Raw genomic sequence first — 21607 nt, 5'->3', positions numbered from 1 at the left:
TGGTCTCCTGCTTTCGGTCGGCTGCTCTACTTCTCGGACACCAGCTGGTGATCGCCGGCGCCCTCGAGTTCGGGACTCCGGTCGTACCCGCGGGCGGCGAGGACGGCGGCGACGGCCGCGCTCGCGATCAGCGCGAATCCGAGGACGTAGAAACCGCCCGCCAGCGAATCGCCCCCCGCAGCCCAGCCGACCACGATCGGTCCGACGATGCCGCCGAAGTTGCCGACGAAGTTGACCAACCCCACCGAGGGACCGGCCTGGTTACGCGGCACCTGACTCAGCACCCAGGTCCACCACGTGCCGAACGACGAGTAGAGGCCGACCGCGGCCACGCACAGCAGGATCATCTGCCACAGAACCCCGCCGCTGATGTAGTGCTGAGCCAGGATCGCCAGGCCCGCCACGCTCAGCGAGGTTGCGATGATCCAGCCGCGGGACAACGAGGTCTTGTCCGACCAGCGCGAGTTGAAGTACATCGCGACCGTAGCGAACGCGTACGGAATCGCGGTGAGCCAGCCGACCGCTTCGATGCCATTGGACGAGATCTCCTTGATCAGCGTGGGCAGCCACAGCCCGAAGGCGTACATCCCGGTGATCCAGAGGAAGTACGTCACGCACAATCCGGCGACGATGGGCCGGGCCAGGGCCTTGAGCAGCCCGGATTCCGGTTTGGTCTCCTCATCGCGTTCGGCGAGGATGAGCCGCAGTTCGGCCGGGTCCAAGCGTTTGTCCTCGGCGGGGTCGTTCGGCACGAGCAGATAGAACACCGCGGCCAGGATCAGCGCCGGAATGCCCTGTAGCACGAACATCGTCTGGAAGTGCCAGGTATCGATCATCCAGCCGGCGATCGGCGCCATCAGGGCCGAGGACAGCGGCAGTGCGTACTGTGTGAGGCTGACGGCCCGACCGCGTTCCCGGCCCGGGAACCAGCGCACGAACATCACCGCGAACGAGGGGAACACCGCGCCTTCGGCGAGGCCCATCGCGAAGCGGATGGCCAGTAGTGCCGGCAGGTTGGGTGCGAAACCTGTGGCGCAGGCAGCGACACCCACCACGACCAGCGACACGATGATGACCTGTTTCGGGCCGACCTTCGTGGCCAGGAAACCACCCGGGACCTGGGTGATCACGTAGCCCCAGAAGAACGCCGACAGGACGACGCCGGTGATCGTCCCGGACAGTCGCAGATGTTCGACCATGTCCGGCACAGCGACGCTGATATTCGATCGATCTGCGTAGCAGACCAGGTAGATGAGGAACAGCAGGACACCGACTCGCCACCATCGAGCGCGTGGTGGAACTGCTGTGTCGGCCGTCATCGGTGACGCCACGGGTACCTCCGGATTGAGCGAGGAGTGTCGAGAAGTACGGAAACCGCACCAGGGAAAATTCCGCTGAGTGGAATCGAATTCCGCTCAGGGCTCGACCATACGACGCAGGTCACACAGAACGCAAATGCTTCTGGTAGCGCGTGCCGCATTCGTGGGTCGTCACCAGGGGAAATGTGGTTTGCCGTCGGGGATCGGCCCGGTGCCTACCCGATGCTCCCGCCCGTTCCGTTTGCCGTGTGGCTTCGCCGACCGGCGCTGGTGCCCAGTGTTCCTCGGTAACCCAGTCCGGAGCCGTCAGTCGCCCGTCGCTGTCGACGGGAACCCGGGCACGGTGATTGCCCGCTTCCGCAGAAGCACACCGGATGGTCGGCCGACCCGGTTCCAGTTGGCCGTCGATCCGCGCCGGTACCCACACACCCGGCAACGCCGAGGGGCCGGCGGCCGCAGGCCTGGACGCATGCGGCGAAGTCGTCGAGGTCGCCGCCGCCGATGTCACCGGGGATCACCGCCGGTGATCGCGTCATGGCCATGGCGCCCGGTGGTCTGGCCGAACGAGTCATCGTGCCGGCCGTGGTGCCGGTCCCGAGGGCCGGTCTTTCGTTGACGGTGCTGCCGCCATCAGCGCATTGATGACCGAACGCAATGCGCTGGTCACAGCCGGGCGTGTGGAGCCGGAGAAGCCGTCCTCGTGCATGCCGCTGCGTCGGGCGTGGACACCCAGGCAATCCAGCTGGCGAGGATGCTCGGCGCGGGCCGGGTCTACGGCACCACGCGTTCCCGCACGCATGCGCGGGTTCTGGACGGCCCCTACCTCGAAGACAACCTCCATGCGGCGGCCATCAAAGGTCACATCGTCGGTGTCGGCCGCCTCGGCAGTGCCACCGGCACACTGGATATGGAAGAACTCGCCCGCAAACGCGTCGAGTTGATCGGCGTGACCTTCCGGACCCGCAGCGACGAAGAAAAATTCGCCATCGCCCGAGCATCACGAACAGTCGATCTGGAAACCAACGCCGACACCCTGCGTCCCGTTATCGACCGCACCTACGCCTGGAGCCAGGTACTGGAGGCGCAGGAAGGGCTGGCCGACAACGCCCACGTCGGCAAGATCGTGCTCGAAGTGACACAACAGATCTGAGCGAAAGCATCCACCGCCCGGTTTGGGAGTCACAGGTTGCGAGCCGGTGTACAGACGTGGAGAGATTTTTCGGGTCCCTTTCCGGCATGAATCCGAAGCGATTCGGTCCTTGCAGTGGAGGCTTCGGGCGGGCACCGGTTACGACAAGGCGAATTTGCTTCTCGATCAGGCTGCCGCTGCCGTTCCAGGCGCTGGGTTCTCCCGAGCCGGTGACGTAGGTCGAGTAGACGATGCCGACCGCAGCCATCCGGGCAGTAGTCGATGTTGAGATCGACACGGTCTGGCGGTTTGTGCCGGTGTCGCCGACTCGGCATCCGGGACTTGATCCTGTGGTTTACGGCAGCCGCAGCACCGTGCGATGTACAAGCGCGGGGTTTTGGGTCGGTTCCCCTCCGGACACATATCTCTCTGCCTTCTACCTGCAGTTATTTGGTGTGAGCATCAATTGCTCGAACCATATGTGCAGGTCAGTAGCGTGGGGGCGCAAGTCGGGTTCAGCTGAGACAGTCCTGAGAGCCGACTCGCGTATGTATCATTTCGGGGCGGCGAACCCCTATCGTGGCGCTGCGGGTGCCGGAAACCTCAATTCCCGCTCCCCACGGGGGTGTCCTCGCCGACTGTGAGCTATTTCGTCGGGAGGCAGGAGGCGGCAGCGTGTAGAGCGTGATCAGTGGGGCGGGACGACGAATCAACCGCGGCACCGTCGGGATCGGGCAGCCGATGCCGGCGTTGAATCAGTGGACATCGTTCGGCCGGGCCCCTTTCGAGGTAGAACTCGCTGGTATCGCGTCTAAAGGTGCTGTTCGGCAACAGTATTCGACGCGGGCTCTCTTTATGTGCCTGTGGACCGGGTAGGACGGGGGAAGTTCGGTCCTGAGTCTGGTGTTTGACTGGCGAGGCTGTAGTGAAGAACCGGCTGCGGGATGAGGAGAGTGTCTGCGGGTCGATTCGACCGCTCCGCTACGGCGTGGAAGGCGTGTTCGCGCGGGCGTGGCCGCGATGGTGGTGTTGGTGGTGTTGGTGGTGACCGGGGGCGGTGTTGTTGCCGCGCAACCGGGCACGGGAGAACCGAGCGAATCACCTACACTCACTCCGGAATCGTCGGAGACCTCGCCCTTGCCTCCACCGGCACCGCAGGCGCCCCCGCCGCCACCACCGCCGCCACCACCGGCGTCGCCGTCGACACCCGCGCCCGCGCTGACTGCCCCGTCTACTCGGGTGCCCGCACCTGGCTCGTGCGCGCCGGACGGCTCCGGGGACAAGTCGATCCGCAGCAGTGGAGCCCGGCCCAGAACCCGAAACCCACGGTCGTGCCGGGCCAGATGCGTTCGGATTGTGAGGAACGCCTACCTCGCTAAAGACCGCAAACGCACTCTCCCTGACGGCCTAGGTCAGCTGGCGCGCTTCCAGAACGATGTCATCTCCTGGCATCCTACGTATGGCGCCTGGCCAATCACCGGCTCGAGACTGAATTCCTGGAAGTTGTCTGGCTACGAAACCTCAGGGAAACCGCTGCCGAGGCGTGGCCCGATCGCCACCGGCTGGGAGAGATCGGCGAGCGGACGGACGAACCCACACTGGCCGATCCGATCCGCAACGAGGCCGTGATAGCCCGGTACGCAAAGTATCGAGTGAGCGCTACACGGACCCGCAGGCCTGGTTCATATTGTGTCGGGCATCAGTCCACAAGGGCGGCGCTGCGATGCCTGAAACGCCAAACCGCCAGCGTGGTCTACCGAATCATGCTCCGAGATGCCGGTACCTCTCTGCTGGCCGGGGCTTGACCAGAGCGCGGCGCCCTGGCATTCCGGCCCGGGTCGTGCCCTCGGCGATGCGATGCACACCATGTGTGCACATCTCGGCGCCGGTGGGGTCATGGCGCTCGAAAGCGGTGTCGTGCTCGGCCAGGAGCTCGCTGGTGGTGGCGATCTCGGTGGGCTCCTCACTCGCTTCGCTGCCGTCGAGCGCGACGGACCTGGATAGTGGTCGACGCGCGTGCCGTCAGATGTTGGCGAAGCAGGCGAACAACCAAGCCGGGTCGGCCGACATCCACCGTATCCGCGAGATTGCGTTCACCGAGCTCATCAAACCCGTTGGTTTGCCCCGGAATCTACGCGGCGCCATGGCGGCCGTGCTCATTCCCCGCTTCCGGCAGGTGCGCCGCGAGGCCACGGACGGCCTGTTCGACGAGCCGGGTGGCGAGGGCTTCGTCGAGTGGTCCGACCCCGATGAGCAGGTGGAAGTATATCGGAGCGTAGATCATCTCTGCGGCATCGCCGGGGTTGATATCGGAGCGGAAGATGCCCTCGTCGATCCCGCGCCGAATCAGCTTGTCCACCGCGGCATACCGATCGTTCCAGAACCGGGTCCGGAAGTCGTCGAGTGTGGCGGGGTCGTACTGGCCCTCGGCGATGATCTGCGCGATAAGCCGGCCCTGGGGTCCGGCATAGCGCGTGATCAGCGCTTTGACGTGTGATTCCAGGGCCTCGCGTACCGGTAGGTCCTCGTTGATGCGGACCTGGGGGAGGTGACTCTCCATGAAGGCGTCTATGACGACTGCGGCCTTGTTGGGCCACCAGCGGTAGATCGTCGCCTTGCTGACCTTCGCGCGTTTGGCGATCATCTCGATGGTCAGCTTCTGCACCGTGGTAGCCCGGCGACGGTCCCGGACCAAGAGGTCCATGGTTGCGTCCAAAATCGCTTGGCGACTCGATTCGCTTCGTACAGCCACCAGCGAATGATAGCGCGAAACAACCTCTACTTATGGCATGGACATCGCTAGACTGGTCTTATACGATACGAAACGTTTCGAATACTATGGAGGTAGTTGGTAATGAAGCTGGGCCGCATTTCCCGTTCGTCCCCCGATGGTGACCAGATCCGGCTCGTGGCCGTCGAGCCCGAGCGGGAGCGAGTGATCGATCTGGCGCAGGCCTATCGGATAGCTCGCCAGGGCACTTCGGCCTCGGCCGCCGCGGCGCGGCGGCTGGCGGCGGCCTACTTTCCGTCGAGCATGGCGGCGGCGATCGCAGCCGGTCCCGCGTTCCTCGACGCGGCTCAGTGGGCCGTGGACCGGGCCGGAGACGACGCGTCAGTGCCTGTCGACGACGTCGATTGGGTGGCGGCAGTGGATTCGCCGGTAATCCGCGATGGTCTGACCTTTCCGCTGCATATGCAGCAGTTCCACGAGAAGGTCGGCGGTGGGCTGCCCAATCCTCAGCTGTTCAAGACGCCGGGCTACTTCAAGGGGTCGACCGGGGTGAGCTATGGCCATGATCAGGAAGTGCCGTATCCGGGCTTCTCCGAATTCGTCGATTACGAGCTCGAGATCGGGCTGATCGTAGGTGCGCACGGCAGCAATCTCACCCCTGGCGAGGCTCAGGAGCGGTTGTTCGGCCTGACGATCTTCAACGATTTCAGCGCGCGGGACGTGCAGGGAGCCGAGATGGGCATGGGTATGGGCCCGCAGAAGTGCAAGGACTTCGCCTACGGAATCGGCCCGTGGATCACCACCATGGACGAGATCGCCGACTTCGACGCGATCACGGGATCGGTTCGCGTCAACGGCGAGGAATGGACCAGCACCAAGGCCGAAGGAATGATCTACACGCCCGCCGAGCTGCTCGCCTATGTCTCGATCGGTGACGTTCTGCAGCCGGGCGACCTCATCGGTTCGGGCACCCTGCCCAACGGCTCCGCCCTGGAAATCGACAAGAAACTCCGGCCGGGCGATGTCGTCGAACTCGAGCTCAGCGGCGTCGGTGTCCTGCGCAACCGGATGAGCGCCGAGCCCGTGGTCGCGCCGTGGTGGCCCGAGCCGCGTCCTTACCCCTTCGGCGCCGGACAGTCCGAGGAGATCGCCCGATGACCGGCAACCACGTCGTACCGCCCGTGCGCCGGATCGTCACGGGGCACGACGAACACGGCCGTTCCATCATCGTCTCCGACGGCCCGTGCCCGAATATCTTCCTCTCCGACGATGTCCCGGGCTTCGGTTCGAGCGTGGCCTGGCAGACCGAACCCGGCGATATCTCCAACGCCGGCAATGACGACGCGGCCACCGCCGAGACCCAGATACCCATGTATCCCAAGGCCGGCGGCACCATATTCCGGGTCGCCACTTTTCCGCCGGATACCGCGTACAGCGAAACAGCGGCGACGACGATGTTCAGCGAGTTCGGCGGCGAACACGCGCGCGCGGCGGCCGCGGAGGACTCCCGGCACTTCTGGTTCCACCGCACCGATTCCCTCGACTACGGCATCGTGCTCGACGGGGAGATCTGGCTGATGACCGACGAGGGTGAACGGTTGATGAAGGCCGGCGATGTGGTCGTGCAGCGCGGCACCAGCCATTCGTGGTCCAACCGCAGCGACAAACCCTGCCGCATGGCTTTCATCCTCATCGGTTCGCTGCCGTTGTTCGAGGAGAGCGGGCCGTGACGGGTGATGTCGTGTGGCGGCCCACTCGGCAACGGGTGGACGCGGCCGAATTGACCCGTTTCAGGTCCGGCCTCCGGGCCGAGTTGCGCGACGCCGATTACCTGGATCTGTGGCGGTGGTCGATTGAAGAACCCGATCAGTTCTGGTCTGCTGTGGCCGATTTCGAGCAGGTCGAGCTCGGCGGCGCGGCTACCGGACCCATCGCTCCGGACGACATCATCGGGGGCGCGTGGTTTCCCGGTCGGACAGTCAACTACGCCCGGCATCTGCTGCGGAACGCCCCGGAGACCGCGCTGGTCGTCGTCGACGACGACAATCGGTCCCACACGGTGACCGGCATCGAGCTGAACCAGCGGGTCGCGGCGTTGGCCGCAACATTGCAGTCGATGGGTGTCCGTCCCGGGGATCGGGTGGCCGCGGTGCTACCGAACCGAGCTGAGGCGGTGATCGGGCTGCTGGCTTGTGCCGCGGTCGGCGCCGTCTGGTCGGTCTGTTCACCGGAATTCGGCACCGACGCGATCGTTTCGCGGTTCGCCCAGCTGGCCCCACGCGTGCTGATCGCTGTCGACGGCTACCGGCACGGGGGGCGCGAGCACCCGCGGACGACCGAAATGACCGAGGTCGCCACCCGGCTGCCGGACCTCGAGCAGGTGATCTGGGTGGCGGACCTGCGCCCGGGAGAACAACCGGCCGTGGGTACACCGGTGCACGCCTGGGGTGCGGTCACCGCGGGGACCGCCGAGCCGGAGTTCGCCGAGCTGCCGTTCGACCACCCGCTTTGGGTGCTGTTCTCCTCCGGCACCACCGGTATTCCCAAAGGCATCGTGCACGGCCATGGTGGAGTGCTGCTGGAACATCTGAAAATGCTGCGGTTCCACAGCGATATGCACAGTGGCGACCGCTATATGAATGTCGCCAGTACGTCCTGGGTCGTCTGGAACACACTGGTCTCCGGGCTCGGTGCCGGCGCGACCGTCGTGCTGCTCGACGGCAGTCCGGTCCGGCCCGAGCTGGGACGGGTCTGGCAGGTCGCGGCCGAACACGGTGTCGATATCCTGGGGCTCAGCGCCGGCTACATCCACGCGTGTTCGAAGGCAGGACTCGAACCGCGGCAGGGTCGGTTGCAGACACTGCAGGTCACCGGGTCACCGTTGTCGGAAGCCGGTTTCGACTGGGTGTACGAGAATTTCGACGATATGTGGCTGACATCGATGAGCGGCGGCACCGATATCGGATCCATCTTCGTCGGCGGTGTCCCGGAACTACCGGTGCGCAAACCCAGGTTGCAGGCGCCGGCTCTCGGTGTCGCAGTCGCCGCGTGGGACAGCGACGGCACGCCGGTTATCGGCAGACCTGGGGAGCTGGTCGTTACCGAGCCCATGCCGTCCATGCCGTTGCGTTTCTGGAACGATCCGGGAGATCAGCGCTACCGGGAAAGCTATTTCGACATGTTCCCCGGCGTGTGGCGGCACGGCGATTTCATCGAATTCGATACCGACGGCAGCTCGGTGATCGGTGGTCGTTCGGACTCCACGTTGAACCGTCAAGGGGTGCGGATCGGTTCGGCCGAGATCTACCGGGTGGTCGAGGACTTCGCCGAGGTGAGTGAAGCGCTCGTGGTGGGCGCCGAGCTCGGCGCCGACGACTACGACATGGTGTTGTTCGTGGCCGCGATGGACGGTGCGGATCCGGACGCACTGAAGGCCCGGATCGGCGAGTCACTGCGAACGTCGCTGTCGCCGCGGCATGTGCCCGACGACATCGTGTTCATGCGCGCTATCCCGCACACCCGAACCGGGAAGAAGCTCGAGGTTCCTGTCAAACGCATGCTGCAGGGGTCGCCGCTGACGGCGGTCGTCGATCTCGGCGCCGTCGACGACAGCGGCCTGCTCCGAGAATACGAGGACTTCGCGCACCGCCGACACACTGTGAGGACACCATGAGTGAGACCAGATTCGCCCTCGGCACGTTCTCGGAGGAAGGGCAGTCGCCCTTTCCCGGAATCGTTGTCGACGGCCGCGTGTACGACACGCAAACCGCCTTGCCGCACGCTGCGACCGTCGCCGCGCTGCTCGATGATTGGGACGCCTCTCTCGAACGGTTACAGCATCTGGCCGGCAGCGTCACCGGTGACGGCCGTCCGGTGGGGGAGCTCCACGTCTCGGCACCGGTACAGCCACCGGGTCAGATCTTTGCCGCGGGCGCCAATTACCGTGAGCACATCATCCAGATCACCGTCGCGCACCGCATCGGTACTCCGGGGGCGACCGAGGCGGAATTGCGTGAGCAGGCCGCCCGGGAAACCGATGAACGCGCGGCACACGGCGACCCTTACGTCTGGGTCGGCGTACCGGCGGCCATCAGCGGCCCGTACGACGAAGTGATTTTGCCGGCGGTCGGTGACAACCACGACTGGGAACTGGAACTCGGCGTGATCATCGGGCGCCCGGCACGCGATGTCAGCGTGGAGCAGGCCCTCGACGCGGTCGCCGGTTACACCATCTGCAACGACCTGACCACACGAACCCTGGTGGGCAGAAGCGATATTCCCATGATGGGCACCGACTGGATGCGGGCGAAGAATTCGCCCACCTTCTACCCGACCGGGCCCTACCTGACTCCCGCGAAATTCGTCCCGGATCCGCTCGATCTGGAGATCACGCTGCGCCTCAACGGAACCATCATGCAGAAGGGTTCCACCAGTGACATGCTGTTCGGACCCGCGCAGCTGATCTCCTACATCTCCAGCTACACCACGCTCCGGCCGGGCGATATGGTCATCACCGGATCGCCCGCCGGTAACGGTTCTCACCACGGTCGCTTCCTGCGGTCCGGAGACGTGATGGAGGCCGAGATCACCGGCCTGGGCAGTCAGCGTACTGTCTGTCGCTCCGCCCGCACCGAAGACTGAACGCGCAAGGCATCGTCAGGGGATAGGGCCGGAAACAACCCGGCGGCCGACTCCTGGCGGATTCGAAGCCCCGAGTTCGAAACATGAACCCGGGGCTTCGGCGTCTTCTCGAAGCGTTCACACAAAGACGTCCGCGGTCCGTCCTCGGACGTCCGATCCGGGCGGAGGGCTCACCCGCAGATCACCACCGACGGTTGCGTCCGTGCCCACGGGTAGAGCAGCGAAAGGGCGGGGCAGACGGACCTCCGTCTACCCCGCCCTTTCGCTCGCGCGATGTCGCCTCACATCGGTGGTGCGACGAACACACCCTTGTCCGGGTCGTTGAACATTTGCTTGCTGATCCACTCGTCCGCGGTTTCGGCGATGCCCCAGACGTCGGAGGTCTCCGGTTCGGTGACATCGAAGATGCTTGGATGCCAGGTGTCCTCGTCGATGGTGGCGAGCTCGGTGGTGTACTCCATGGTGTTGCCGTGGGGGTCGTGGAAGTACGTGAAGGTGTTGTCGCCGGCGCGGTGGCGGCCGGGGCCCCAGATCTTGGGAATTCCGGCGCGCATCAGTCGTCCGCTTCCGCGCAGGTATTCGTCGAGACCGCGCAGCTCGAACGAAACATGGTTCAACGCCGTGTGCGGGCCGCGGGAGATCGCGATGCTGTGGTGCTGGTCGCTGCAGCGCAGGAACCAGAACAGTCCGCCCATCCGTGGATGCGTATTCGTGTCCGAGAGCCGGAAGTTCAGATGCTGTTCGTACCAGGCCGTCATCTTCTCCGGCTCGGGGGAATTGAACACTACGTGCGACAGCCGCACCGGGATGTCTTCTTTTTCCTCGATCTTGCGGTGCTGTCGGGTTTGGACATCGGCCGATACCTCGACTGTGCGGCCCTCGAGGTCGAAGAACCGGAAACCGTAACCGCCGCCGGGTGTCTGGAGGTCACCCGGCTCGCTGACCAGGGTGACGCCCTCGGTGCCGAGGCGTGCGGCGAGCGCGTCCACGGACTCGCGATCGGCGGCACCGAGCGCGATCAGGTCGAGCCGTTTCTCGGCGGCCCGGCGGACCCGGACGATGTACTGCTCGGGTGAGCCTTCGGCGGCGAAGTAGGTGACGTCACGCTCGCTACCGGTGGTGACCAAACCCCAGTTGTCGGTGTAGAAGGCGACCTGTTTGTCGAAATCGGGTACGGCGATATCGACATGACGTAGATGGGTGATGGGACTGAACGACATGGGCTTTCCTCCTTGGACGTACGGCATGCCGGGATCAGCTGGTGGCACCGGTCACGAGGTCACTACTGGGCGCGCCGGCGGGCTGCCGCGGGACAGTAGCGAGTGCGGGGACGATGGCGAGCAGTTGCTCCAGCTCTGCCTGTGTATGGGCGGTGCCGAGCAGATAGCGGTCCGGTCGCACGACGACGGCGTCCGAACCGACCGACGCGAGGAGTTCGCGGATCTGTTCCGGAGCAGTCAGCACCACGATCTCAGGGTTGGCCTCGAGCTCGTTTCGCCTGACCTCAGGTAGTTCGGCGAACAGTTCGGGAGTGGTGGCGAGTAGGAACCGCGGACCCACGATGTCGTCGAGACGTGTCCCGCCGGCCGGCATCGGCTGCTTCGACAGCTGCCCCGCGTGTGGATCGGCGGGCCCGGCGTGCAGTCCCGGCCCCAGGGCCGGAAGAGGCGGATAGACGTCTTCGGGATGGTCGCGAATATGCGCATCGCGGCCGGCCGCCGTCGCCGGATCTGTGGTCTGGACCAGGTGCGCCATGGTGGCGGCCTTTTCCACCCAGTAGCGGGCATGTGGCCGCCGCTCGCTCTCATAGGTCTCGAGGAGATCCGGCTGTGCGGTGCCGCGAGCGACCGCCGCCAGTTTCCACACCAGATTGGTGACATCGCGCATTCCGGCGCACAGACCCTGGCCGAAAAGCGGCGGCGCCTGATGGGCGGCATCGCCCGCGAGAAATACGTTCCCGGAACGCCACTGCTCGGCGACGCGGGCACGGAAGGTGTAGATGGCGATGCGGTCGGGTTCGAAGTGCGTCACGGGCAGGACACCACGGCTGATGCGCTCGATGGCCTCCCGGGTCACGATCTCCTCGTGGTCGTCGCCCGGCATGACCTTGAATTCCATCCGGACGCGTTCGCCGGGCAGTCGCACCCACAGACCCGGCCGGGTGTGATGTCCGAGGAAAGTCATGGTGCCGGGCAGGCCCGGGCTGTTGCGCAACATCCCGTCGACGACCAGCCACGGGTCGTCGGAACCGATCTTTTCGGTTTTGATTCCCAGTCCGCGCCGGACCGCGGAGTTGGCGCCGTCGCACGCGATCACCCAGCGGGCGGTGATCGACTCGGCAACCCTGTCGGTATCCTCCAGCCGACACCGGACTGCGTCGCCCTCTTGTGCGAAATCGACGAGCGTCAAGCCCGTGCGCAGATCCACATTCGAGTACCGCTCGAGTTCGCTACGCAGTAGCGCCTCCATATCGGGCTGATGGAACATGAGGTCGTCGTGCCATGCCTGTGCACCGAACTGACCGGTGGGCACCTCGACCAGGGTTTCGCCCTCTTCGTTCTCCATGCGGAAACCGGTCATCGGCTCGCAGAGCGCGGCGACCTGCTCGCCGATGCCGAGTCCCTGCAGGGTCCGCAGCGTTTCACCGTCGAAATGCACGGCGCGGGCATGCGGCCAGGCTGCGGTTTCCCGTTCGATCCCGATCGTCGATATCCCCGCACGCCCCAGCAGTGCCAGTGCGGTCGCTCCCACGGGTCCGCAGCCGATGACCGCAACTTCATATTGGTACGACACCAACCACTCCCTTGTGTACTAAACGTATCGTATCGAATTGCTACTCTACGTCGATGCGGCGCGGATCACAATGCCCTTGTGTAGATCGCTATTTACGCAGGTAGCGGAGCTACAATCCGGGATGCCGCTCAACTATCAGGCTGCCGCGCGCACGGAACTCGGCGAGGACATCGTTGTCGCGGCGGATGGTTACGTCGCAGATGAGAGTCCGTCCGGAACGGGTACCGACGATTGCCTCCGCGGTGAGTAGATCGCCGAGAAGCGCCGGACGCAGAAACTGCACATCCGCGGCCGCGGTCACCGCGGCCGGTCCGAAACTGTTGGCCGCGCAGGCGAATGCCGTATCGGCCAGGGTGAACAGCAGGCCGCCGTGCAGAATCCGGTGTCCGTTGACCATATCCGGGCGGACCCGCATACGAGCCACCGCGCGCCCCTGGGCCGCCGACGGGACCTCTATCCCGAGCAAGCGCGACACTTGATCGGTATCCAGCAGTGCGTGCACGGCATCGGCGATGTGGGTGTTGCCCGAGTTTCCGCTGACGGCAGGGGTGCTCATCCGGCCTCTCCCGCTGCGAGGTCTGCGGAAGCGAGCAGTTCGTCTGCTCCGGGGGCGCCGTGCGGCATCATGTCCAATCCGGCACGGAGGGAGTAGAGGCGCCGCAGGCCGGCGGAGTCCGGCCGCAGAGACGCCGGAGTGGTATCGATGCTCACCTGTGCGGAGGATTCGGTGTAGCCGCCCCGGACCAGCACGTCGACGGCGTCCGCACTGTCGGCCGCGGCCAGCCAGCGGCGCGCCTGATCCAAGCAGGACAGGTATACGCCGATCGTCTCCGACGACCGGGGCGGCGCGGAGGGACCGGCCACCAACCCTTGTCCTGGGTAGTCGGGCAGTTCGTCGGCCACGGTGAGCAGGGGTACCAGCTCTTCCTGCCTTGCGTATTCGTCCAGCGGTGGGCCCAGAAGTGTTGCCGCTATCCGGCCCGTCCGAAGCGCCTCGAAGCGTTCACGCACTCCGCCGACCGGCCTCAGTAGATAGTCACCGGGCGCGAGTCCGTGCGCGCGCAGGACATATCGGAGTACGACGGAAAAACCGTTGTCGACCGCGTCCACCCCCAATTCGGCCCCGCGCAGCGCATCGATCGTGTCGACACCGCGAGCGCCCACCAGTGAGAGGGGCGTGGTCTGCTCCAGTTGCGCGAGCAGCCGGACGCCGGCTCCGGCGGCATTCCAGACGATCAGATTGTCGATCGCGGTAACGGCGAGCTCGCATTCACCGGCGGTGAGTTGGGCCCGCTGCTGATCCGACGAGCGCGTGAGTATGGTTTCGACCTCGAGCCCGGCTGCGGCGAGTAGCCCGAGCTGGTCGGCCACAACGTAGACGGGTGGTGGGACGAAAACCGATTGGCGCAGTCGAACGGTCATGAATCATCTGCCTTCCTTGGAGCTGCGTTCCGCAGCGTGACGCATATGAAACGGTACGTCTAGGATGTGATCAGTCAATCCTCAGAGTGGTGCGCCGGGAAGCTCGGTAGTGATGCGTTCGGTCGCGCTGTACACGTTCATGGTTTCGCCGCGCAGAAAGCCGATGAGGGTGAGGCCGGCTTCGGCGGCGAGGTCGACGGCCAGTGAGCTGGGCGCCGAAACTGCGGCGAGTATCGGGATCGCGGCCGCCACTGCCTTCTGTACCAGTTCGAAGGAGGCCCGGCTGCTCACCATGAGCACGAGGTCCGCTGCGGGAAGCCGGTTTTCGCGTAGTGCCCAGCCGATGACCTTGTCTACCGCGTTGTGCCGGCCGACGTCTTCGCGGACGACGAGAGCGGTGCCGTCGGCATCGAACAGGCCGGCGGCGTGTAGCCCTCCTGTCGTGCTGAACGCCGATTGCCGGGAACGGAGCCTGTCGGGCAGTTCGATCAGGGTGGTGGATTCCATGCTGAAATCGTGGGCAGCAGCAGGGAACCGAGCTCGGGAAAGCACATCGTCGAGCGCTGTTGTGCCGCAGAGTCCGCAGGCGCTGTTGGTGATGAAGCGGCGTCCGGGCAGGGGTACGGGCGTGCGTAGGTGGATGTCGAGGGTGTTGTAGGTGTTGTGGCCTTCGGCATCAGTGCCGGCGCAGTATCGGGCGGAGACGATATCATCGGCCGATCCGATGAGGTTCTCGCCGAACAAGAATCCGTAGGCGAGGTCGATATCGTTGCCCGGGGTGCGCATGGTGACGGTCAGTGGCTCACCGCCGATGCGCAGCTCGAGGGGTTCTTCGACCGCGAGAGTGTCGGGCCTGCGGAGATGTCCCGCAGGTGATATCCGCAGAGTCTTCCGGCGGGTGGTGACTCGGCTCAATGGCGTGATCCTGCGCGGTAGGGTTCCAGCCGGATGGTGACGGCTTTGGAGACCGGTGTGTTCGATCGCTCGGCGACGTGGTCGAGCGGGACCAGCGGGTTGGTTTCGGGGTAATAAGCGGCGGCGTTGCCGCTGGGTGTGGAGTAGGCGACGATCCGGAAGCCGGTGACCCGGCGCTCGGTACCGTCGGTCCACTCCGATATCAGGTTCACGAGATCGCCGTCGGTGAAACCGAGGGCGGTGATGTCGTCCGGATTGACCAGTACGACTTTCCGGCCGTGGTGGATTCCGCGGTAGCGGTCGTCGAGGCCGTAGATGGTGGTGTTGTACTGGTCGTGGCTGCGCAGCGTCTGCAGAATGAGCCGGCCCTCCGGGACCGGGAGCCAGTGCAATTCGTTGCTCGCGAAGTTGGCTTTCCCTGTGCTGGTCGGGAATTGGCGGGCATCGCGGGGTGGGTGAGGGAGCTGGAAACCATCGCGACCGCGTACCTTGCGGTTGTAGTCGGCGCAGCCCGGCACTACACGCCCGATAGCGTCGCGAATGGCGTCGTAGTCTGCTCGGAACGTCGACCATGGTACGGGATGATCCGGCCCGAAGAGCGCTGCGGCGAGTTCACAAACGATGGCGACTTCACTCCGCAGCCGGTCGCTGACCGGCCGCAGTCTGCCGGTGGAAAGGTGCACGATCGACATCGAATCTTCCACCGACACTTGCTGTCTGACTCCGCTGGGCGACAGGTCGGTATCGGAGCGGCCGAGCGTAGGGAGAATCAGTGCGGTGCGGCCGTGCACGATATGGCTGCGGTTGAGCTTGGTCGAGACGTGGACGGTGAGGTCGCAGTTGCGCAGTGCGGCTTCGGTGACGGCGGTGTCCGGGGAGGCGGAGACGAAGTTGCCACCCATGCCGAGGAAGACCGTGGCCTTGCCCGCGCGCATGGCGCGGATGGCTTCGACGGTGTCATATCCGTGGTGGCGGGGGCTGGTGATACCGAATTCGGTGTCCAACGCGTCGAGGAACGACTCGGGCATCTTCTCCCAGATACCCATGGTGCGGTCGCCTTGGACGTTGGAATGGCCCCGTACCGGACAGACGCCCGCGCCGGGTTTGCCGATCATGCCGCGTAGCAATAGCAGGTTGGTGCCTTCTTCGATGGTGGCGACACCGTGCCGTTGCTGGGTCAGGCCCATCGCCCAGCAGAGGATGGTGGCTTTCGAGGTGGCCAGCAGCTCGGCGGTGTGCTCGAGCTGCGTGCGGGTCAGACCGGTCGCGCGCTCGACGACGGTGAGGTCGACCGCGCGCATGCGCTGCGCGTAGGCGTCGAAGCCGTGAGTGTGGGCGGCGATGAATTCCCGGTCGATCACGGTGCCGGGTGCACGGTTCTCGGCGTCGAACAGTAGCTTGCCCAGTCCCTGGAACAGGGCCATATCGCCGCCGAGGCGGATCTGCAGGAACTCGTCGGCGATGCTGACACCCGTGGTCAGTCCGCTGACCGTTTGCGGGTCCCGGAATCCGAGCAGCCCGGTTTCGGGCAGGGGGTTGATCGCGATGATCTTCGCACCCGACGCCTTGGCCTTTTGCAGCGCAGAGAGCATGCGTGGATGGTTGGTGCCGGGGTTCTGGCCTGCCACCACGATCAGGTCGGCTTCGGTGAAGTCGTCGATCGATACCGACCCCTTGCCGATGCCTATCGAGCTGGTCAGCGCCGCACCGGAGGATTCGTGGCACATGTTCGAGCAGTCGGGCAGGTTGTTGGTCCCGAAGCTGCGCACCAGCAACTGGTAGAGGAACGCGGTTTCGTTGGCGGTGCGGCCCGAGGTGTAGAACACGGCCTCGTCGGGGGATTCCAAGCCACGCAAGGCGGTGGCGATCACGCGGTATGCCTCGTCCCACCCGATGGGGGAGTAGTGCGTGTCACCCGGTCGCACGACCATGGGATGCGTGAGCCGGCCCTGTTGGCCGAGCCAGTATCCGGACTTGCCTTCGAGGTCCTGGATCGGGTGCCGGGCGAAGAAATCCGGGTCGACGGTGCGTAGTGTCGCTTCCTCTGCGACGGCCTTGGCGCCGTTCTCGCAGAATTCGGCGGGGCGGCGGTGGCCGGATGGTTCCGGCCAGGCGCAGCCGGGGCAGTCGAATCCGCGCCGCTGATTCAGGCGAGTCAGGGTGCGCGCGGTGCGGTGTATGCCCATCTCCGCGACGGCGCGCTCGAGGGCGACGGCGACCGCTTTCACCCCGGCTGCCTGAGTTTTCGGTGCGGTGACGGTGAGCTCGGACTCGTCGATGTCGTGCGCCGGGGCGTTGCGGTGCATGGGCCGGGGTGTCGCTTTCTGGTTCGGGCGGTGCGGTCGGAGGAAGCCGGTCAGTGGCCGCGGGCGATCCATTCGGCGAGGTGGGGTGCTTCGGTGCCGATGGTGGTGCCGTCGCCGTGGCCGGTGTAGACGCGGGTGTGCTCGGGGAGGGTGAGCAGGCGGTCGCGGAGGGAGCCGATGATGGTGGGGAAATCGGAGAACGAGCGGCCCGTGGCTCCCGGGCCTCCGGCGAACAGGGTGTCGCCGGAGAACAGGGCGGCGGCTTCGGGGACGTGCAGGCATACCGATCCCGGTGAATGCCCGGGTGCGTGGATGATGTGCAGCTCGGTTCCCGCGACGGCGATGCGCTGGGTATCGGTGAGCGGCCAGTATTTCTGGTCGGGATGGGTTTGCTGCCAGAGAGGGTCGTCGCCGGGGTGGACCAGTACCGGTGCGCAGGTGTGCTCGCCGAGTTGCGGGGCGAAGGTGATGTGGTCGTTGTGGGCGTGGGTGCAGATGACGGCGACGACGTTGCGGTCGCCGATGGCTTCGATGACGGGTCCGGCTTCGTGTGCGGCGTCGACGACGACTTCGTCGTCGTTGCCGACGACCCATACGTTGTTGTCGACTTCCCAGCTGCCGCCGTCGAGTTCGAAGAGTCCGGAGGTGATGACCTGCTCGATGCGGAGCCGTCCGGTCACAGGACGACCACCGAGCGCAGTACGTTGCCTTCGTGCATGGTGTGGAATGCCTGCTCTACCTCGTCGAGACCGATACGTTCGGTGACGAACTTGTCCAGCGGCAGCCGGCCTTGCTGGTACAGGTCGATCAGCATGGGGAAGTCGCGTTCGGGCAGGCAGTCGCCGTACCAGGAGGATTTCAGTGCTCCGCCGTGGGAGAAGAAGTCGATCAGTGGCATGTCGAGGCGCATATCGGGGGTGGGTACGCCGACCAGGACGACGGTGCCGGCGAGGTCGCGGGCGTAGAAGGCCTGCCGCCAGGTTTCGGGGCGGCCGACGGCGTCGATGACGATATCGGCGCCGAATCCGCCGGTGAGTTCTTGTACGGCGGCGACGGTGTCGGCGGTGGTGGCGTCGATGGTGTGGGTGGCGCCCAGTTCGCGGGCCCAGGTGAGTTTCTTCTCGTCGCGGTCGACGGCGATGATGGTGGACGCTCCCGCCAGGCGGGCGCCCACGATGGCGGCGTCGCCGACACCGCCGCAGCCGATCACCGCGACCGAATCGCCCCGGCCGACATTGCCGGTGTTCACCGCGGCACCGAGCCCGGCCATCACCCCGCAGCCGATCAGACCGGCCACGGCCGGATCGGCCGCGGCGTCGACCTTTGTGCATTGACCGGCATGGACAAGAGTTTTCTCGGCGAAGGCGCCGATACCGAGTGCCGGTGTGAGTTCGGTGCCGTCGGTCAGCGTCATCTTCTGAGTGGCGTTGAAGGTGTCGAAACAGTACTGCGGCCGGCCCCGTTTACAGGCCCGGCAGTTACCGCAGACTGCCCGCCAGTTCAGCACCACGAAATCGCCGACCGCGACGGACTCGACTCCCTCGCCGACACTGTCGACGGTGCCGGCGGCTTCGTGGCCGAGCAGGAACGGGAACTCGTCGTTGATGCCGCCCTCGCGGTAGGTGAGGTCGGTGTGGCACACCCCGCACGCGGCCACGGATACCACGACCTCTCCCGGGCCGGGGTCGGGAATGACGATATCGGTCAGTTCGACCGGTGCACCGGGCTTCCGGGCGATGACTCCGCGGACCTGCTGTGGCATGGCTGATGATCCTCCGATATTTCCAGTGGGCGAAGCCAGCTGCTTCTGGTCGTAAGGTCAGGCCGGGTTGCGGCCGATGAAGAAGTTCTTGAAAGGCTCGTCCGGGATGTCGAAGCCTGCCTCGATCAGCGCCGCGCGGTAGCCCTTCATCTGCTTGTCCTGAAGTCGCATGGTGGGCATGCGCAGCGGGCCGCCGTTGTAACCCTGCAGCCAGCCCTGGAACTTCCAGCCCATCCGGTTGAGTACCGAGCCGCCGTGGACCGCCGCGAAGAGGCCGTTCTTCGCCACGCGTGCCGGGTGCAGCCGCCAGTACAGTTCGGTGGCCTCGTCGTGTTTGCCGTCCCGGATGAGCCGCATGATCCGGGGGATGAGCGGGCCGAAGTACTCGTGGTCGCTGGTCGCCGACAGCTGAATCGGGATGACCTGCGACAGCGGGATCAGGTCACCTTCGATCGGCACCGAGATAACGACCTCGTCACCGAAGAGTCGATGACACTCCACGGCGTTCATGATGTTGGGGTAGCCGCCCTCGGCTTTGATGACGGCGACGTTTGGTGCGGCGTCGAGGATCCGCCGGGTCAGCCGGGTCGAGATATCGGACGGATGCAGGCGCGAGAAGTTCCAGATCGTCATCGGGAAGAGAATGATCGCAAGGCCGGTCGCGTCCGCGAACGCCTTGGTGTACTCGAAGACCTCATCCTCGGTTTCGGGGTAGAAGCTCGGTGGGTAGGTCAGCAGGATGAGGTCGGCGCCGGCGGCTTCCGCCCGCTGCGCCATTTCGATGTTGTCTTCGAGCGTGTTGAAGCAGGCGTGGTGGCAGATGAAGAAATCATCGCCGGCCTCATCTTTCGAGATCCGGACGAATTCGATGTACTCGTCGAGGGAGATGCTCACCTCACCGATGGCCAGGCTCCCGATGAAACCGTGCTCCTTGGCGAGAGCGATATCGTGGCGGATGCCCTTCTCGTTGAGGTTCTTCAAATCGGCCGTGAACGAGGGGATCGTGCAGTTGACGGCGCCGATGAGCTTCTCTCGAGCCCAGACCCGCGACTCGGTCTTGGTGTAAGTAGCCATGTGTTCGTCTCTTTTCTCCGGGGATCAGTGTTCCCCGGCGCCTTCCCAGGACAGGTATTTGATTTCGAGGTACTCGTCGATGCCGTAGACCGAGCCCTCGCGGCCGATACCGGACTGCTTGATGCCACCGAAGGGTGCGACCTCGTTGGAGATCAGGCCGGTGTTGATCCCGACCATGCCGGCCTCGAGGGCGGCCGCGACCCGCCAGATGCGGTCGGCGTCGGCGCTGAAAATGTAGGAGGCGAGTCCGAATTCGGTATCGTTCGCCATGCGGAGGGCGTCGGGCTCGTCGTCGAATCGGATAAGCGGAGTGATCGGTCCGAACGTCTCCTCATGGGCGATCCTCATGTCCTGGGTGACGCCCGTCAGCACCGTGGGCTCGTAGAACAGTTCCCCCACTTCGCTGACGCGGCCGCCGACGGCAACCGTCGCGCCCTTGGCGGCGGCGTCGCGGACATGCTCGTCGACCTTCGCGACACCGGCGGCATCGATGAGCGGTCCGATCGCGACGCCTTCACCGAAACCGTCACCGACGACCAGCCGAGAGGTGCGCTCGGCGTACTCCTGGGCGAAGCGGGCGTATATTCCCGACTGCACGTACACACGATTGGCGCCGATACAGGATTCGCCGGAATTGCGGTACTTCGCGGCAAGGACGCCCGTCACGGCGGTGTCGAGGTCGGCGTCGTCGAAGACGAGGACCGGGGCGTTTCCGCCGAGCTCCATCGAGACCTTCTTGATCGTGGCCGCGGACTCCTCCATCAGCTGACGGCCGACCTCGGTGGAGCCGGTGAAGGTGACCTTGCGAATGATCGGGTTGCCGGTGAGTTCGGGGCCGATCGTGCGCGCACTGCCGATGACGACGCTCAGCACGCCGGCGGGGATACCCGCGCGGTCGGCCAGCTCGGCCAGGGCGAGTGCTGTCAGTGGCGTCTGCGAGGCCGGTTTCACGACCATGGTGCAGCCCGCCGCCAGCGCGGGCGCCGCCTTACGGGTGATCATCGCCGCGGGAAAATTCCACGGGGTTATTGCCGCGCAGACGCCCACAGGCTCCTTGAGCACGACGATCCGGCGCGATGCTGTCGGTGCGTGGAAGATATCGCCACGGACCCGCTTGGCCTCCTCGGCGAACCATTCGATGAACGACGCCGCGTAGGCCACCTCGGCCCGCGCCTCCGACAGGGGCTTGCCCTCTTCCAGCGTGATGATGGCGGCGAGGTCATCGGTGTGCTCGGTGACAAGGTCGAACCAGCGGCGCAGAATCCGGGAACGTTCCTTGCCTGCCAGCCTGCGCCAGCCCGCGAGCGCGCGCTCTGCGGCCTCGATGGCTGCTTTCGTCTGTTCGCGGCTCAGTGACGGTAGCTCGGCGAGCACGCCCCCGGTCGAGGGATTGGTGACGGTGAAGGTCCCCGCGTCACCATCCGAGACCCAGCGCCCGTCGACGTAGGCGGCGGTGCGCAGCAGGCTCGGGTCTCCCAGGTACGCGCCGGCAGATTCTTCGGTGGTAGCGGTCAC

The 21607-nt window shown here is 65.4% G+C and carries 20 protein-coding genes; 8 read left to right on the top strand and 12 right to left on the bottom strand.

Going from position 1 to position 21607, the window contains the following annotated elements; translation table 11 throughout:
* Positions 1-26 precede the first annotated feature (26 nt).
* Entirely contained in the window at positions 27-1319 is a 1293-nt protein-coding gene (locus ACIA75_RS24580; RefSeq protein ID WP_397107799.1) for an MFS transporter, read from the bottom strand.
* Positions 1320-1693: 374 nt separating this feature from the next.
* On the opposite strand from ACIA75_RS24580, the gene ACIA75_RS24575 reads away from it, so the two are divergent.
* The 4 genes from ACIA75_RS24575 to ACIA75_RS24560 all read left to right on the top strand — a co-directional run bounded on the left by ACIA75_RS24575 (position 1694) and on the right by ACIA75_RS24560 (position 4452).
* Positions 1694-1846, top strand: a complete 153-nt coding sequence (locus ACIA75_RS24575) for a hypothetical protein (protein WP_397107797.1) — start codon at positions 1694-1696, stop codon at positions 1844-1846.
* A 173-nt stretch (positions 1847-2019) separates the two neighbouring features.
* Positions 2020-2469 (top strand): zinc-binding dehydrogenase, encoded by a 450-nt coding sequence (locus tag ACIA75_RS24570; protein ID WP_397107795.1) that lies wholly within the window; start codon positions 2020-2022, stop codon positions 2467-2469.
* 999 nt (positions 2470-3468) lie between these two features.
* Positions 3469-4077 carry a hypothetical protein gene (locus tag ACIA75_RS24565; RefSeq protein WP_397108030.1) on the top strand — a complete coding sequence of 203 codons (609 nt, stop codon included), beginning with the start codon at positions 3469-3471 and terminating at the stop codon, positions 4075-4077.
* A 144-nt stretch (positions 4078-4221) separates the two neighbouring features.
* Positions 4222-4452 carry a hypothetical protein gene (locus tag ACIA75_RS24560; protein ID WP_397107793.1) on the top strand — a complete coding sequence of 77 codons (231 nt, stop codon included), beginning with the start codon at positions 4222-4224 and terminating at the stop codon, positions 4450-4452.
* 127 nt (positions 4453-4579) lie between these two features.
* On the opposite strand, the gene ACIA75_RS24555 is transcribed toward ACIA75_RS24560, so the two are convergent.
* The gene (locus ACIA75_RS24555) at positions 4580-5200 is read right to left on the bottom strand and encodes a TetR/AcrR family transcriptional regulator (protein WP_397107791.1); all 621 of its coding nucleotides are present in this window, start codon (positions 5198-5200) and stop codon (positions 4580-4582) included.
* A gap of 102 nt (positions 5201-5302) precedes the next feature.
* Here ACIA75_RS24555 and ACIA75_RS24550 point away from each other — a divergent pair, with 102 nt between their 5' ends.
* From ACIA75_RS24550 to ACIA75_RS24535, 4 genes are read left to right on the top strand one after another with little or no spacing between them, the layout of a single operon-like run.
* Positions 5303-6337, top strand: coding sequence for a fumarylacetoacetate hydrolase family protein (locus ACIA75_RS24550; protein WP_397107789.1), 1035 nt, complete (start codon positions 5303-5305; stop codon positions 6335-6337).
* Positions 6334-6909 (top strand): cupin domain-containing protein, encoded by a 576-nt coding sequence (locus ACIA75_RS24545; RefSeq protein ID WP_397107787.1) that lies wholly within the window; start codon positions 6334-6336, stop codon positions 6907-6909. Before ACIA75_RS24550 ends, ACIA75_RS24545 begins: the two co-directional genes overlap by 4 nt.
* Positions 6906-8852, top strand: coding sequence for an acetoacetate--CoA ligase (locus ACIA75_RS24540; protein ID WP_397107785.1), 1947 nt, complete (start codon positions 6906-6908; stop codon positions 8850-8852). The genes ACIA75_RS24545 and ACIA75_RS24540 overlap by 4 nt, the downstream gene beginning before the upstream one ends.
* Complete coding sequence (locus ACIA75_RS24535) at positions 8849-9820, top strand: fumarylacetoacetate hydrolase family protein (RefSeq protein ID WP_397107783.1); 972 nt, start codon at positions 8849-8851, stop codon at positions 9818-9820. Before ACIA75_RS24540 ends, ACIA75_RS24535 begins: the two co-directional genes overlap by 4 nt.
* Positions 9821-10101: 281 nt before the next feature.
* Here ACIA75_RS24535 and ACIA75_RS24530 read toward each other — a convergent pair whose 3' ends face one another.
* From ACIA75_RS24530 to ACIA75_RS24485, 10 genes are all read right to left on the bottom strand, one after another.
* Positions 10102-11040, bottom strand: coding sequence for a VOC family protein (locus ACIA75_RS24530; RefSeq protein WP_397107781.1), 939 nt, complete (start codon positions 11038-11040; stop codon positions 10102-10104).
* Positions 11041-11074: 34 nt separating this feature from the next.
* Positions 11075-12613, bottom strand: coding sequence for a bifunctional 3-(3-hydroxy-phenyl)propionate/3-hydroxycinnamic acid hydroxylase (locus tag ACIA75_RS24525; RefSeq protein ID WP_397107779.1), 1539 nt, complete (start codon positions 12611-12613; stop codon positions 11075-11077).
* A gap of 109 nt (positions 12614-12722) precedes the next feature.
* On the bottom strand, positions 12723-13169 hold the full coding sequence (locus tag ACIA75_RS24520) for a hotdog fold thioesterase (RefSeq protein WP_397107777.1): 447 nt from the start codon (positions 13167-13169) through the stop codon (positions 12723-12725).
* A complete protein-coding gene (locus ACIA75_RS24515) occupies positions 13166-14035 on the bottom strand; it encodes an ABC transporter substrate-binding protein (protein ID WP_397107775.1) in 870 nt (289 codons plus the stop codon). The genes ACIA75_RS24520 and ACIA75_RS24515 overlap by 4 nt, the downstream gene beginning before the upstream one ends.
* A gap of 81 nt (positions 14036-14116) precedes the next feature.
* Entirely contained in the window at positions 14117-14950 is an 834-nt protein-coding gene (gene fdhD / locus ACIA75_RS24510) for a formate dehydrogenase accessory sulfurtransferase FdhD (protein WP_397107773.1), read from the bottom strand.
* On the bottom strand, positions 14947-17256 hold the full coding sequence (locus ACIA75_RS24505; RefSeq protein WP_397107771.1) for an FdhF/YdeP family oxidoreductase: 2310 nt from the start codon (positions 17254-17256) through the stop codon (positions 14947-14949). The genes fdhD and ACIA75_RS24505 overlap by 4 nt, the downstream gene beginning before the upstream one ends.
* A 50-nt stretch (positions 17257-17306) precedes the next feature.
* A complete protein-coding gene (locus ACIA75_RS24500) occupies positions 17307-17936 on the bottom strand; it encodes an MBL fold metallo-hydrolase (RefSeq protein ID WP_397107769.1) in 630 nt (209 codons plus the stop codon).
* Positions 17933-19018 (bottom strand): S-(hydroxymethyl)mycothiol dehydrogenase, encoded by a 1086-nt coding sequence (locus ACIA75_RS24495; RefSeq protein ID WP_397107767.1) that lies wholly within the window; start codon positions 19016-19018, stop codon positions 17933-17935. The genes ACIA75_RS24500 and ACIA75_RS24495 overlap by 4 nt, the downstream gene beginning before the upstream one ends.
* A 57-nt stretch (positions 19019-19075) precedes the next feature.
* The gene (locus ACIA75_RS24490; RefSeq protein ID WP_397107765.1) at positions 19076-20092 is read right to left on the bottom strand and encodes a dihydrodipicolinate synthase family protein; all 1017 of its coding nucleotides are present in this window, start codon (positions 20090-20092) and stop codon (positions 19076-19078) included.
* A gap of 24 nt (positions 20093-20116) precedes the next feature.
* Positions 20117-21607 carry an NAD-dependent succinate-semialdehyde dehydrogenase gene (locus ACIA75_RS24485; RefSeq protein ID WP_397107763.1) on the bottom strand — a complete coding sequence of 497 codons (1491 nt, stop codon included), beginning with the start codon at positions 21605-21607 and terminating at the stop codon, positions 20117-20119.

Origin of the sequence: Nocardia sp. NPDC051750 (assembly GCF_044453135.1) — a bacterium.
GTDB lineage: Bacteria > Actinomycetota > Actinomycetes > Mycobacteriales > Mycobacteriaceae > Nocardia.
The sequence above is the reverse complement of the archived record's forward strand: the minus strand, read 5'-3'. Positions and strand labels throughout refer to the sequence as shown.

Coding starts and splice junctions, on each gene's coding strand:
- ACIA75_RS24560 (WP_397107793.1), top strand. CDS start 4,222: ATGCCGGTACCTCTCTGCTGGCCGGGGCTTGACCAGAGCGCGGCGCCC.
- ACIA75_RS24550 (WP_397107789.1), top strand. CDS start 5,303: ATGAAGCTGGGCCGCATTTCCCGTTCGTCCCCCGATGGTGACCAGATC.
- ACIA75_RS24535 (WP_397107783.1), top strand. CDS start 8,849: ATGAGTGAGACCAGATTCGCCCTCGGCACGTTCTCGGAGGAAGGGCAG.
- ACIA75_RS24520 (WP_397107777.1), bottom strand. CDS start 13,169: ATGAGCACCCCTGCCGTCAGCGGAAACTCGGGCAACACCCACATCGCC.
- ACIA75_RS24545 (WP_397107787.1), top strand. CDS start 6,334: ATGACCGGCAACCACGTCGTACCGCCCGTGCGCCGGATCGTCACGGGG.
- ACIA75_RS24575 (WP_397107797.1), top strand. CDS start 1,694: ATGGTCGGCCGACCCGGTTCCAGTTGGCCGTCGATCCGCGCCGGTACC.
- ACIA75_RS24565 (WP_397108030.1), top strand. CDS start 3,469: ATGGTGGTGTTGGTGGTGTTGGTGGTGACCGGGGGCGGTGTTGTTGCC.
- ACIA75_RS24530 (WP_397107781.1), bottom strand. CDS start 11,040: ATGTCGTTCAGTCCCATCACCCATCTACGTCATGTCGATATCGCCGTA.
- ACIA75_RS24580 (WP_397107799.1), bottom strand. CDS start 1,319: ATGACGGCCGACACAGCAGTTCCACCACGCGCTCGATGGTGGCGAGTC.
- ACIA75_RS24495 (WP_397107767.1), bottom strand. CDS start 19,018: ATGCCACAGCAGGTCCGCGGAGTCATCGCCCGGAAGCCCGGTGCACCG.
- ACIA75_RS24505 (WP_397107771.1), bottom strand. CDS start 17,256: ATGCACCGCAACGCCCCGGCGCACGACATCGACGAGTCCGAGCTCACC.
- ACIA75_RS24490 (WP_397107765.1), bottom strand. CDS start 20,092: ATGGCTACTTACACCAAGACCGAGTCGCGGGTCTGGGCTCGAGAGAAG.
- ACIA75_RS24515 (WP_397107775.1), bottom strand. CDS start 14,035: ATGACCGTTCGACTGCGCCAATCGGTTTTCGTCCCACCACCCGTCTAC.